General features: G+C 62.8%; 14 protein-coding genes. 10 read left to right on the forward strand and 4 right to left on the reverse strand.

The features are described from left to right. The first annotated feature begins 47 nt into the window (after positions 1 to 47). The 5 genes from ACTJLB_RS05660 (at position 48) to ACTJLB_RS05680 (ending at position 4,945) form a co-directional block, all read left to right on the forward strand. Positions 48 to 1,337: an MFS transporter gene (locus tag ACTJLB_RS05660; protein ID WP_440782713.1), complete on the forward strand. Its 1,290-nt coding sequence runs from the start codon at positions 48 to 50 to the stop codon at positions 1,335 to 1,337. 4 nt (positions 1,338 to 1,341) lie between these two features. Next, positions 1,342 to 2,307, forward strand: coding sequence for a 2-hydroxyacid dehydrogenase (locus tag ACTJLB_RS05665; RefSeq protein ID WP_440782714.1), 966 nt, complete (start codon positions 1,342 to 1,344; stop codon positions 2,305 to 2,307). Between the two features lie 64 nt (positions 2,308 to 2,371). Then, a complete protein-coding gene (locus tag ACTJLB_RS05670) occupies positions 2,372 to 3,454 on the forward strand; it encodes a LacI family DNA-binding transcriptional regulator (protein ID WP_440782715.1) in 1,083 nt (360 codons plus the stop codon). A gap of 119 nt (positions 3,455 to 3,573) precedes the next feature. Further along, complete coding sequence (locus ACTJLB_RS05675) at positions 3,574 to 4,479, forward strand: YhfC family intramembrane metalloprotease (RefSeq protein WP_440782716.1); 906 nt, start codon at positions 3,574 to 3,576, stop codon at positions 4,477 to 4,479. 100 nt (positions 4,480 to 4,579) lie between these two features. Further along, complete coding sequence (locus tag ACTJLB_RS05680) at positions 4,580 to 4,945, forward strand: DUF3022 domain-containing protein (protein ID WP_020070234.1); 366 nt, start codon at positions 4,580 to 4,582, stop codon at positions 4,943 to 4,945. A gap of 5 nt (positions 4,946 to 4,950) precedes the next feature. Here ACTJLB_RS05680 and ACTJLB_RS05685 read toward each other — a convergent pair whose 3' ends face one another. Next, positions 4,951 to 5,388 carry a PGDYG domain-containing protein gene (locus ACTJLB_RS05685; RefSeq protein WP_440782717.1) on the reverse strand — a complete coding sequence of 146 codons (438 nt, stop codon included), beginning with the start codon at positions 5,386 to 5,388 and terminating at the stop codon, positions 4,951 to 4,953. Positions 5,389 to 5,575: 187 nt separating this feature from the next. Continuing rightward, positions 5,576 to 6,094: a Spy/CpxP family protein refolding chaperone gene (locus ACTJLB_RS05690; protein ID WP_131318955.1), complete on the reverse strand. Its 519-nt coding sequence runs from the start codon at positions 6,092 to 6,094 to the stop codon at positions 5,576 to 5,578. Positions 6,095 to 6,293: 199 nt separating this feature from the next. Between ACTJLB_RS05690 and ACTJLB_RS05695 the strand changes: the two genes are divergently transcribed. From ACTJLB_RS05695 to ACTJLB_RS05705, 3 genes are all read left to right on the forward strand, one after another. After that, positions 6,294 to 7,178: a LysR family transcriptional regulator gene (locus ACTJLB_RS05695; protein ID WP_110405112.1), complete on the forward strand. Its 885-nt coding sequence runs from the start codon at positions 6,294 to 6,296 to the stop codon at positions 7,176 to 7,178. 66 nt (positions 7,179 to 7,244) lie between these two features. After that, positions 7,245 to 7,703 (forward strand): Lrp/AsnC family transcriptional regulator, encoded by a 459-nt coding sequence (locus tag ACTJLB_RS05700; protein WP_440782718.1) that lies wholly within the window; start codon positions 7,245 to 7,247, stop codon positions 7,701 to 7,703. 506 nt (positions 7,704 to 8,209) lie between these two features. Next, on the forward strand, positions 8,210 to 9,316 hold the full coding sequence (locus ACTJLB_RS05705) for a saccharopine dehydrogenase family protein (protein ID WP_110405111.1): 1,107 nt from the start codon (positions 8,210 to 8,212) through the stop codon (positions 9,314 to 9,316). 102 nt (positions 9,317 to 9,418) lie between these two features. Here the strand turns inward: ACTJLB_RS05705 and ACTJLB_RS05710 are convergent, their stop codons facing one another. Beyond that, positions 9,419 to 10,039: an AAA family ATPase gene (locus tag ACTJLB_RS05710; RefSeq protein ID WP_408202323.1), complete on the reverse strand. Its 621-nt coding sequence runs from the start codon at positions 10,037 to 10,039 to the stop codon at positions 9,419 to 9,421. Then, positions 10,036 to 10,176 (reverse strand): cytochrome bd-I oxidase subunit CydX, encoded by a 141-nt coding sequence (locus ACTJLB_RS05715; protein ID WP_204520943.1) that lies wholly within the window; start codon positions 10,174 to 10,176, stop codon positions 10,036 to 10,038. The genes ACTJLB_RS05710 and ACTJLB_RS05715 overlap by 4 nt, the downstream gene beginning before the upstream one ends. Before the next feature lie 228 nt (positions 10,177 to 10,404). Between ACTJLB_RS05715 and corA the strand changes: the two genes are divergently transcribed. Both corA and ACTJLB_RS05725 read left to right on the forward strand, forming a co-directional pair. Continuing rightward, complete coding sequence (gene corA, locus ACTJLB_RS05720) at positions 10,405 to 11,382, forward strand: magnesium/cobalt transporter CorA (RefSeq protein WP_027777171.1); 978 nt, start codon at positions 10,405 to 10,407, stop codon at positions 11,380 to 11,382. A gap of 352 nt (positions 11,383 to 11,734) precedes the next feature. After that, complete coding sequence (locus ACTJLB_RS05725; protein WP_020070243.1) at positions 11,735 to 12,697, forward strand: sugar ABC transporter substrate-binding protein; 963 nt, start codon at positions 11,735 to 11,737, stop codon at positions 12,695 to 12,697. Positions 12,698 to 13,006 lie beyond the last annotated feature (309 nt).

Raw genomic sequence — 13,006 nt, forward strand, 5'->3', positions numbered from 1 at the left:
ACAAGCTCAGCTCATCATTGTTTCGGGAAGCCGTTAAGGAGACACCCATGACTTCATCTCTCGCCATTCGCCGTTGGTGGACGATCATGCCGATCGTATTCATCACCTACAGCCTTGCTTACCTCGATCGCGCAAACTACGGTTTCGCGGCAGCGGCCGGCATCAACCAGGACCTCGGCATCAGCAAGGGACTTTCTTCGCTGATCGGCGCGCTGTTCTTCCTCGGCTATTTCTTCTTTCAGATTCCGGGCGCGATCTACGCCGAGCGCCGCAGCGTCAAGAAGCTCGTGTTCTGGAGCCTCGTGCTGTGGGGCGGTTGCGCGGCGCTGACCGGCATGGTCAGCAATATTCCGTCGCTCGTGGTGATCCGCTTCGTGCTCGGCGTGGTCGAAGCCGCGGTGATGCCGGCCATGCTGATCTTCATCAGCAACTGGTTCACGAAGAGCGAGCGCTCGCGCGCCAACACGTTTCTGATTCTCGGCAATCCGGTTACGGTGCTGTGGATGTCGGTGGTATCCGGCTATCTCGTGCATTCGTTCGGCTGGCGCAATATGTTCATCGCCGAAGGCATTCCCGCGATCCTGTGGGCGGTGTGCTGGTGGTTCATCGTGCAGGACAAGCCGCAGCAGGTGTCATGGCTCACGCAGCAGCAGAAGGACGACCTTGCGCAAACACTGCGCGCCGAGCAGGCCGCGATCAAGCCGGTGCGCAATTACAGCGAAGCGTTCCGCTCGTCGGCTGTAATCAAGTTGTGCGCGCAGTACTTCTGCTGGAGCATCGGCGTCTATGGTTTCGTGCTGTGGCTGCCGTCGATCCTGAAGAACGGCTCCACGCTCGGCATGGTCGAAACCGGCTGGCTGTCGGCGCTGCCGTATCTCGCCGCGACCATCGCGATGCTTGCGGCGTCGTGGGCATCGGATAAACTCAACCGCCGTAAAGTGTTCGTCTGGCCGTTCCTGCTGATCGGCGCGATCGCGTTCGCGGCGTCGTATGCGCTCGGCTCCACGCATTTCTGGCTTTCGTATGCGTCGCTCGTGATTGCAGGCGCCGCGATGTACGCGCCATACGGTCCGTTCTTCGCGATCGTGCCGGAGCTGCTGCCGAAGAACGTCGCGGGCGGTGCGATGGCGTTGATCAACAGCATGGGCGCGCTCGGTTCGTTCGTCGGCTCGTATGTGGTCGGCTATCTGAACGGCGCGACAGGGTCGCCCGCGGCATCGTACGCATTCATGAGCGTGGCGCTGATCGCCGCAGTGATCCTCACGCTGATCGTCAAGCCGCAACAGCAGACCGTTGAAACGCCGCACAAGCTCGCCACACCGTTGCAAGGAAAATAAGCCGATGAAGAAGATCGTCGCCTGGAAGTCACTGCCTGAAGATGTGCTCGCGTACCTGCAACAGCACGTGGAAGTCGTGCAGGTGGATCCCGCCCAGCATGACGCGTTCGTCGCCGCTTTGCGCGACGCGGACGGCGGCATCGGCGCGAGCGTGAAGATCACGCCGGCGATGCTGGAAGGCGCGACGCGGTTAGAGGCGCTGTCGACGATCTCCGTCGGCTTCGATCAGTTCGACGTCGCCGATCTCACGCGGCGCGGCATCGTGCTCGCGCATACGCCGGACGTGTTGACGGAATCGACCGCCGACACGGTCTTTTCGCTGATTCTCGCGTCAGCGCGCCGCGTGGTCGAACTTGCCGCATGGGTCAAGGCGGGGCATTGGCAGCAGAGCATTGGGCCTGCGCAATTCGGCGTGGACGTGCAGGGCAAGACGCTCGGCATCGTGGGACTCGGACGCATTGGCGGCGCGGTCGCGCGGCGCGCGGCGCTCGGCTTCAACATGAAGGTGCTCTACACGAACCGCAGTGCGAACCGCGAGGCGGAAGAGGCTTACGGCGCGCGGCGCGTCGAGTTGCCGGAACTGCTCGCCAACGCCGACTTCGTCTGTCTGCAGGTGCCGCTCACGCCGCAAACGCGGCACATGATCGGCGCGAAGGAACTTAGCTCGATGAAGAAGAGCGCGATTCTTATCAATGCGTCGCGCGGTGCGACCGTCGACGAAAAGGCGCTGATCGAGGCGCTGCAAAACGGCACGATTCACGGCGCGGGTCTCGATGTGTTCGAGACCGAGCCGCTGCCGGCCGATTCGCCGCTCCTCAAGCTGGCGAACGTGGTGGCGTTGCCGCATATCGGTTCGGCGACGCATGAGACGCGGCATGCGATGGCGCGCAACGCTGCAGAAAATCTCGTTGCCGCGCTGAACGGCACGCTCGCGACCAACATTGTCAATCGCGAAGTGCTGCAAAAGTGAAGAGCGCCGTGAACAAGCGATTGCCTGCCGGCGCATGCGTCTCGTGCTGCACTGCGTGGCTCCAATGAGCACTGCGCCGACCCGCCAGGCCGCACCGCGCCGCGCAACGATCACCGATGTCGCGCGCGAAGCGGGCACCGGCAAAACCAGCATCTCGCGTTATCTGAACGGCGAGATGAGTGTGCTGTCGCCGGAGTTGCGCGCGCGTATCGAGGCCGCTATCGAACGGCTCGACTATCAGCCCAACCAGATGGCGCGCGGGCTGAAGCGTGGCCGCAACCGGCTGATCGGCATGCTGCTCGCCGACCTCACGAATCCCTATACCGTCGAGGTGCTGCAAGGCGTCGAAGCCGCGTGCCACGCGCTCGGCCTGATGCCGCTCATCTGCCACGCGGCCAACGAAGTGGAAATGGAGCGGCGCTATCTGCAATTGCTTACCACGTACCGCGTCGAAGGCGTGATCGTGAATGCGCTCGGCGTGCGCGAGGAAACGCTGCGTCCCGTGGGCGGCGGCGGAATTCCGGCGGTGCTGGTGGACCGCTCCGTCGAAGGACTCGTCGCCGATATCGTCGGGCTCGACAATCGGGCGGCGGCGGAACTCGGCACACGTCATCTGCTCGACGGTGGGTTTCGCGACATCTGGTTCGTCGTGCAGCCGTTCGAGCAGGTCAGCTCGCGGCGGCTGCGCGAGGCGGCGTTCCGCGAGGCCATGGCCGCTCATGACGCGACGGGCCCGCACGCCGCGCGCGGCCATACGCTCGTGCTCGATCTCGCGGACACACAGCAGGCAGATCAAAGCCTCGCGGCGCTGGACCGCGCAATCGACGCGGCGAGCGAGCACGCAGGCGCGGTCGGCCATGCCGCGCGCGTTGCAGTATTCGCGGCGAATGCGCCCGTCGCGTTGCGGCTTGCGTTGCATCTGAAGGCGCGTTACGGCGCGGGCTGGCAGGCACGCGTCGCGTTGCTTTCCATCGACGACCCGGACTGGGCCGAATTGACGGGCGTCACGACCATCCGCCAGCCGACTTACGACATTGGCTACCGGGCGGTCGAGTTTCTGCATGAGCGCATCGAAGGCGTCGAGACCGGCGCGCGCGACTGCCTGTTGCCGGGCGAACTGATCGTCCGCGCGTCCACGTCGGGCTGACGTGACGGACCACGCCTGAGCCGACGTCAGCGCGAGCTTCCAGGCCGACTTTCCGCCGATCTGCGATGATTCGGGCTGCGGCGCGCAGCGGTTGCGCGCCTGTCATCGCAAGGAAACTCATGGTTGTTGCACCGCTTACCCTGTCGAGCCTCGTCCTCGCGACGCTGCTGGTCGCCGCTTTGCCCTTTGTCCTTTACCGCCGCCTGCGCCGGCCGCTCGCGCTAAAGCCGCGCGACGCGATCGCCGGCATCGCCGTGTTCGCATTGTTCGCTATGGTGATCGAACGCGCGTTGAACGACTACATGCTGCATCGGAACGAGGCGACGGCCACGTTCCTGTCGAATCCGCTCGCGTTCGTCGTGTACGGCGCGCTCGCGGCAGGCATTTGCGAGGAAGTGGGGCGCTTCATCGGCATGCGCCTGCTGATGAAACGTGCGGCGGCTAGTGCGGCGGCGAGTGCGGCGGCGAGTGCGACGGCCAGTGCGACGGCCAGTGCGACGGCCAGTGCGTCCGCGGTGGGTTCAACGCCGCAGGCCACGCGCACCGATGACGGCACCGCGCTCACCTACGGCCTCGGTCATGGCGGCGCGGAAGCGTGGCTTGTCGGCGTGCTGGTGCAGATTCAATGGATTCTGTTTGCGGTGCTGGAAAATCGCGGCGAGCTCGACGGTTATCTGAGCAACCTGCCGACCGAATCGTTGATGCGCATCCATCTGATACTCGCCAGCCTGACGCCGCAAACAGCCGGTATTTTTGCGCTCGAACGCGTCGCTGCGCTGATTTTTCAGATCGGCTTGTCGGTGCTGATGTGGCGTGGCCTGCGGGCCGGCTGGCGCGGGATCCTGCCGCTCGCGATCGTATTGCATGCGCTCGTGGACGTGCCCGCCGCACTGTTCCAGGCGCAACTCGTGCCGCTCGCCGCGGTGGATGCCGTCTATGCATTGGGAGCGCTCGTCGTAGCAGGCTTGCTATTCCGGACGTTCAGGCGGCCGGGCGCCGAGCGCATGACGGAACTGCCTCGCTAGCGGTGCCGTGCTTCATAGCCTGTGCTCACAGCCGGCGCTCGCGGTCGCTGCTTTACAATCGGCCGCCTGCTACGGCTGATCACTCTCTTTCGGCACATCCATGGAAGCTTACCAATACGACTGCGCGAATCCCGAGTTCGAGGAACTGGCGCGCGTTATCAGCGATCTCTTTCCAGAGCAGACACAGTTTATCCAGCGGCCGGCCGAAGACGGTACGCCGACGCTTGCGATTCACTGGGTGGCGATGCGCTTCGGCGCGGCCGCACGGCGCATCGTGATGACGGTGGAAATCGCGCCGGCGGCGCTCGCGCGTTATCGCGCGTTGCCCGCGCGCTTGCGGGGCCGCAGCTTCGCGGTGTTGCGCGCGTATGTGGAGGCGAGCATCGGCTCGCTAGAGGAGCAGTATGCGAACGGCGAAGCGGTGCCGCGCGAAGTCACGGTGGATCTCGGCGACGAGTTCGCGTGACGGTTTCAGTCTGCGAAACGGTAGACCTTCGCGAAGCGCGCGGCCTGCACGACGCCGTAATCGCCCGGCGCGTACTGCATGATCCAGTCGCCGGCCGCGCCGCGCAGCACGTCGCCGCCGGTCGCCGAACGGGCTAGCGAGAACGCATCGTTCATCTGTTTTGCGAGCACGACAGCGGGGCGGTTGCGATATGCGCCGGCCTCGCCATGCGTATGCGCTGCGTCGGCCGGAACGTATTTGGCGTCGAAGCGCTCGCGCGAAACGACCCAGCGGTCGCCGGTCGATCCGGTGATCAAGGCGTCGCCAGGCAAGTAGCGATTGGGGCCTTCCAGGCTCATCAGTTCGCCGTGCGTCGCGGCGAATTCGACATTGACCGTTTCGTCTTTGACGACACGCCGGGCAGCGGGGTCATCACGCAGGTCGAGGTTTTTCAGATCGGTCATGATGCAGGCAAAGGGTTGTTGACGGCGACGTCGCGACTTCACGTCGGCTATCGCGGACCTGCATCATGCCAGACGCATCCGGTTGCCGGCCTTTTTAGCACGTCGGGCACGGTGCGGCAAGAACCGCAACGCGCCCTGTGCTGAAGTTGCGCCAGGCGTGTCCCAGATGAGTCGCGTGGCTGCTCAGTTACGGCTTGACCGTGGCGTCGCTCGCCGCGGCTGGCGCCGACTTGTCGCTCTTACCCTTGCCATGATGACGCGGCCGGCCGTCTGCGCCATGTTGACGGAACGTTACATCGGCGAGCTTCTTCTGTTCGGGCGAGAAGCTGTTGTAAAGCGGATCGAATGCGTCCACCAGCTTTTTCATGCCGTCTGCGTGCGCCTGTGCGATGGTGGCGTACTGCTTCATGTCGTCGAGAGCTGACACGCTCGTGGCGGCGCGGCGCTGCTTGAACAGTTCGCCCATCGTCTCGCCGTTGCCGCGCATGACGTCGGCAAACGCCTTCCACTGCGTTTCCTGCTCCGGCGTGATTTTCAGTTGCGAATGTAGATAGGCGATGCGGTCTTCGACATTGCGCTCATGACCGCCTTTCGCGACGGCTGCGGAAGCCGCCGCGCCCGAAGACGCCGCAACCGGTGCGGAAGCTTGTGCGAATGCGCCGCTCATTGCGACTGCGGAGGCCAGCATGACCAGTGCTTTTTTCATCGAAACTCCTGATGTCTATTCGAATTGGAAGTGGGACGAGGCGTGTGGCGAGCGGTCCCGGCAATGCGCCACATTGCGCGCGACAGCACTACGTGCGGATCGCTCAACCTGGCCGTGGGCGCTATTAGTAACACGTTATCCCTACAATGCGGCTCTTATGCGACAAACGCTTACAACCGAAACGAACAGGAAATAGCGGGTGGACAAATTCGTCAGCATGGAGATTTTCGTGGCCGTGGTCGAGGCGGGCAGCCTGACAGCGGCGGCAGAGCGCTTCGAGATTTCGTCGGCGATGGTCGGCAAACACATCCGCTCGCTCGAAGCCCGGCTCGGCACGCGCTTGCTCACGCGTACGACGCGCCGTCAAAGCCTCACGGAGATCGGGCGGCAATACTACGAGCAATGCAGGCGCATTCTCGCCGACGTGAAGGACGCAGAGTCGCTCGCGGAGTCCATGGCCGCCGCTCCGCGCGGCGTGCTCAAGGTGACAGTACCGCTCACCTATGGCGTCGAGATATTTTCTCCCGCGATGACCGACTATCTGAGCGAGTGGCCCGAGGTCACGCTCGAACTCGACCTGTCGAACCGCATGACCGACCTGGTGGAAGAGGGCTTCGACGCCGCCGTGCGCATCGGCCAGCTGCAGGATTCGAGCTTCGTTGCACGGCCGCTAAAACCCTATCGCATGCGGGCTTGTGCGTCGCCCGCGTATCTCGCGCGAGCGGGCATTCCACGTACACCGGCCGATCTCGCGCATCACGAATGCCTCGGTTTTCTCCATTGGGGCCGCGAGGGCGCGTGGCGCCTGGGCGGTGAAAGCGCCGCCGAAAACTCGCTGCGCGCAGGGCGCTTTCGCGCGAACAACGGTCAGGCGCTGAAGGTGGCCGCGTTGCGCGGCTTCGGTCTCGTGTTGCAGCCTGAGGCGCTGCTCGCACGCGAGATTGCCAGCGGAGAACTGGTGTCGGTGCTGGAAGAGCATTTGCCTGAAGGCGCGCCGGTGCATCTCGTCTATCCGCGCGACCGGCGGGCCACGCCGAAGCTCACCAGTTTCATCGACTTCGTGATCGAGCGTTTCGGCGCGTGATGCTTGCCGCCAGACACTGAAGACGCGCGATAATCCGCAGCACTGCGACCACTTTCTTCTCCCTCGATGAGACCTCCGCGCCTCGACCAACTCGACGATCTCGACCGCAACCTGGTAGCGCTGCTCCAGGCGAACGCGCGCGAGAGCGTCGCCAATCTCGCACGCCAACTCGATGTGGCGCGCACCACCGTGATCGCGAGAATCGCGCGGCTCGAGCGCAGCAACGTAATTGCGGGCTACAGCGTGCGGCTCGGCCAGGACGTGCTCGATTCGAGCATCTACGCGTACGTGGGCATCATCATTGCGCCAAAGCATGGGCCGGCCGTGCAGAAGCGCCTCGGCAAGATGCCCGAGGTGCAACTGTTATGCGCGGTGAGCGGCGAGTTCGATTACGTGGCCTGGCTGCGCGCGGATTCGCCGGATCGTCTGAACGATCTGCTCGATCAGATCGGCGGGCTGGAAGGCGTGGAGCGGACTACGACCTCGATCATTCTCGCGCGCAAGATCGACCGCGGGACGGTGTGAAGTGCTCCGTGTTTTTACGCCGTTTTGATGCGTTTTCGACGTTTCGTCGGCGTGGTTCGTCAAAACGTCGAACTTGGTAGTCATTGCGCAGCATTTTGCGTGTATGAACTGTTTTTGCTTCTCCCTAAACTGTCGCTCAAGGGTTCAGCCCGCCGCGCGCCGCGCCTTCATGGGCGGTGCATTCTGAAACTGGAGACAGCGCACAGAAAAGGCCGGACAGGCGCGGAAGCGCTGGCTCGGGTCGACCGCTGTGCATGGGATCAGAGTAAGTGCTTTGCATGGGACTGGAGTAACGCGCTAAAGCGCGAACTCCAGTCGACAGCTAAAGCGCCAACTCTGATCGACAGCTGTGCGTGGGATCAGAGTAAGTGCTGAAGCACTAACTCTGATCGACCGCTGTGCATGGGATCAGAGTAAGCGCTTTGCATGGGACTGGAGTAACGCGCTAAAGCGCGAACTCCAGTCGACAGCTAAAGCACTAACTCTGATCGACAATGGAGAAGAATATGAAAGTTGCCATCGTTGGTGCAGGTTTGATCGGTCACACCATCGCCCATATGCTGCGCGAAACCGGCGACTATGACGTCGTCGCGTTCGACCGCGATCAGCATGCGCTCGACAAACTAGCCGCGCAGGGAATTTCAACCCGCCGCGTGGATTCCGCCGATGCAGCCGCGCTGCGTGCCGCGGTTCACGGCTTCGACGCGCTCATCAACGCGCTGCCGTATTACCTCGCGGTGAACGTGGCCGCTGCCGCGAAGGGCGCGGGCGTCCATTACTTCGACCTGACCGAAGACGTGCGCGCCACTCACGCAATCCGCGCAATCGCCGACGACGCCGATCACGCGTTCATGCCGCAGTGCGGTCTCGCGCCGGGCTTCATCGGCATCGCCGCGCACGAACTGGCGAACCGCTTCACCGAAATTCGCGATGTCAAGATGCGCGTCGGCGCGCTGCCGCAGTTTCCGACCAATGCGCTGAAGTACAACCTCACGTGGAGCGTGGACGGCCTCATCAACGAATACTGCCAGCCGTGCGAAGCGATCCGCGACAGCCGCACGCAGTGGGTGCAGCCGCTCGAAGGTCTCGAACATTTTTCGCTCGACGGCACCGAGTATGAAGCGTTCAACACGTCGGGCGGTCTCGGCACGTTGTGCGAGACGCTGTCGGGCCGCGTCGAGTCGCTCGATTACAAGTCGGTACGCTATCCGGGCCACCGCAATCTGATGCAATTTCTGCTCGAGGACCTGCGTCTTTCGAGCGACCGCGACACGCTGAAAACGATCATGCGCCGCTCGGTGCCGTCGACCGCACAGGATGTGGTGCTCGTGTTCATCACGGTGAGCGGCATGCGCGACGGCCAGCTCGTGCAGGAAGTGTTCACGCGCAAGATCTTCGCAAAGACGATTTGCGGCGTGCCGATGAGCGCGATTCAAATCACCACGGCGGGCGCAATGTGCGCAGTGCTGGATCTGTTCCGCGAAAAGAAGCTGCCGCAACGCGGTTTCGTGCGTCAGGAGCAGGTCTCGCTGCGCGAGTTCCTTGGCAACCGCTTCGGCCAGTTGTATGAAGGTCAGGCGTTGGAATCGCTGCAAAGCGCGGCGACCGTTTAACAAGCTGCGTCTGTCGACAGAAACGAACGCCCCGCATGCGGGGCGTTTTTTCGTTTGCTTCGCCACGCTGCGCTTGCTTGACGTTGCGCCGCGGCACGGCCATCAGACAGGCAGCGGAGGCACCGTTGCCGACGCCACATGCGGTTCGCCGAGAATGCGCACGAGCAGGGCGTCATGATCCGCAGCGCTCGGCGCGGTGTTGTCGAACATCAGCAGATCGCGGCACATGTCGCCGGACGGCACGAAGCGCCGCTGCCGGTACTCGTCCCAATGCGCGAGCTTATAAGCGTCGTTCGGATTGGCGCGTGCCATGATCCGCTGATGCGCCGTCTCCTCCGGCACCTGCACCCACACGACCCGCACAGTGACGTCTTCGCCGATACCGAGCCAGGCGCGATCGAAAAGCCGCCGCTCGCGGACTTCCCGCGAAAGCGGCGCGACTACCAGCGCGCTCACGCCGAGTTCCAGATTGTCGCGCGCGGTTTCGACGAGACCCCGATACTCCGGCTCACGCAGATGCTCGAGGAAAAGCGGGCTGTCCCGATCGTTCGCGTTGCCGGTCAGCATGTGCATTGCGGCTGCGCTATAGCTGCCGTACAACGTGTCCTTGTCCAGCAGACAGAACGGCGAACCCGTCGCTTTCATCAGTGGGCCGATCAGTTTCTTTGCGAGCGTGGTCTTGCCCGTGCCTGCGTGACCGCAAATAAAGATCAGACGGCTCACGAAAATTGACCCTGCGCTTCGATTGCCGTGCGTTGCGACTCGCGCGCAAACTTGCTATTAGCTTGCAGCAAGATTGCATTGGCGACGCCAACGCCCAACGCCGGATCCATGCCGGCAATCCAGGTGATGTAGCACATTGCGGTCTCCTTGGTTTCGCTGTTTGCGACGATCATGAAGAAGAACGCGGCGGCACGCAAGGTCGGATGCGAGCGCCCATGCACGGTATTTGCGGCGCTTAACAATTCGATACATGAGAGCCGCCGACAGCCCTTAACATGACGGCTATCGCACTCCATTCATGCAGATCGGGCTACGCATACGCAACGCGCTGCAACGCCGTTCTGTTCGCTTTCAGGGTAATCAAAATGCTGATCAATTGTGCCGCCTATCAGGACGGCCGGAAACTGGCAGACATCGACATCGATAGCATCAGCGACTATGTGGCCCGCCCCGAATGCTTCGTCTGGGTCGCGCTAAAAGACCCGGGCCCCGGCGAACTCGCGGTTATGAAGCACGAATTCGGCTTGCACGACCTCGCGATCGAAGACGCGCAGAACGGTCATCAGCGTCCGAAGATCGAAGAGTACGGCGAGTCACTGTTCGCCGTGATGCATACCTTGGAGATGGACGAGGATTGCGAACTGCTGATCGGCGAAGTAGACGTATTCGTCGGAGCTAACTACGTGCTGTCGGTGCGACGCGGCACCCGCGCGGGCTTTCAGAATGTGCGCGCGCGCTGCGAGCGCGAGCCGCAGTTGCTCAAGGCGGGCGCGGCGTTCGTGCTGTATGCGCTCGCCGACGACATTGTCGACCGCTATTTTCCGATCGTCGAGGCGATGAACACCGAAATCGAAGCGATTGAAGACCGCATCTTCGAGCGTAACGACTCGGCGGGCTCGCGCGCGATCATCCAGGATCTGTATTCGTTGAAGCGGCGCCTCGTAATTCTTCAGCATCACATCGCGCCGTTGCAGGAGGCGATCAGCAAGCTGACGGGCGGTCGCATTCCGAGCGTGTGCGAAGGCATGCAAGCTTACTTTCGCGATGTTTACGATCACCTTGACCGGATCGTGCGCATCATCGACGGACGGCGGGAAATGGTCGTGACCGCGGTGCAGGTGAACCTCGGCATGATCTCGCTGGCGGAGAACGAAGTGACCAAACGGCTCGGTTCGTTCGCCGCGCTGTTCGCCGTGCCGACCATGATCGCCGGTATCTACGGCATGAACTTCCAAAACATCCCCGAACTGCATTTCCGCTACGGCTATCCGCTGTGCCTTGCGATCATGCTGACCGTCGACGTCATCCTTTACTTGCGTTTCCGTAAGGCCGGCTGGCTCTGACCCGACGCACGCCAATGTGCGGTCCCCGCTTGCATGCGGCGCAATAAAAGTCCAGCATAGGCGGCCCGCCGACTGCCGAAGTTGCAGCCGGCGGCAAAACCGTCACGCGCGGACCGAGCGAGGACCTATTGCTACACACCATCAGTACAGACGCACGGCTCACGCTTCGGCGCGAGGCGAGGGGCCGACTGCGTCTGGCTGGCAGCACACTGCAGTTTGTGCGTGCCGGTGCACTCCACCACCACGATTCGTTGACAATTCAGTCGCAGTGCGCTGAGAATGAGTCCCGCAAACGTTTGCGCGTAACTAAAAATACGGTTCGACCTTGAACCGACAAACCCAGGAGATATGCATGAGCAACCGCATTCGCCGCCGCATCGTCGCGGCCGCAATCCTCGCCACCGCTAGCACCGCCTTGCCGTTTTCCGCCGCCTATGCCCAGAACGCACCCGCGCATAAGCCGAAAGTCGCGCTGGTGATGAAGTCGCTCGCCAACGAGTTCTTCCTGACCATGGAAACCGGCGCGAAGGACTACCAGAAGCACAACTCGTCGCAGTTCGACCTGATCACGAACGGCATCAAGGACGAGACCGATACGGCGAACCAGATTCGCATCGTCGAACAGATGATCGTCTCGAAGGTGGACGCGATCGTGCTGGCTCCTGCCGATTCGAAAGCGCTCGTGCCGGTCGTCAAGAAGGCCGTGGACGCGGGCATCATCGTCGTGAATATCGACAACCGGCTGGACCCGGACGTGTTGAAGTCGAAGGACCTGAACGTGCCGTTCGTCGGACCGGATAACCGCAAGGGCGCGCAAAAGGTCGGCGACTACCTCGCGAAGAAGCTGAAGGCGGGCGACGAGGTCGGCATCATCGAGGGCGTCTCGACCACCACCAATGCGCAGCAGCGCACTGCTGGCTTCAAGGACGCGATGCAGACCGTCGGCGCGAAGGTCGTCTCGGTGCAGTCGGGCGAATGGGAAATCGACAAGGGCAATGCAGTTGCGTCGGCCATGCTCAACGAGTACCCGAACCTGAAGGCGCTGCTCGCAGGCAACGACAACATGGCGATCGGCGCGGTCTCCGCGGTGCGCGCGGCGGGTAAGCAAGGCAAGGTGATGGTAGTCGGTTACGACAACATCAACGCGATCAAGCCGATGCTGAAAGACGGCCGCGTGCTCGCCACCGCCGACCAGTACGCCGCGAAGCAGGCCGTGTTCGGTATCGATACCGCGCTGAAAGCCTTGAGCGAGCACAAGAAGCAATCGCAGTTGTCGGGCGTGGTGGAAACGCCGTGCGATCTGGTGACGAAGTAAGCGTCGCCGACCCCGACCCTGATCGACTGGGCAGGGCGCGCGGAGTCGCGCTGACGAGGTGACGCGAACGCGGCTGGAATCTCGGCGTGAACGGGTCTGGTAGTGGCTGTAGTGGTGGCTCGGAGTGACGACAGTCAAGCGGACGGCGGGTGTGCCAGGTCTCAGTGAAAGCCGAGGCGGAAGCAAAGCCGACGGCAGAGCAAGGCCGAGGCAAAGACCGCAGCCGCGCCACCACGAAGCTACATCCAGGCCACGACCAGGCCACAACCAGGCCAAACCACGCCACCAGCGCCGCCAAAAACAACGACT

Origin of the sequence: Paraburkholderia sp. 22098 (genome assembly GCF_052045935.1) — a bacterium.
In the GTDB taxonomy this organism is placed as follows: Bacteria; Pseudomonadota; Gammaproteobacteria; order Burkholderiales; family Burkholderiaceae; genus Paraburkholderia; species Paraburkholderia caledonica.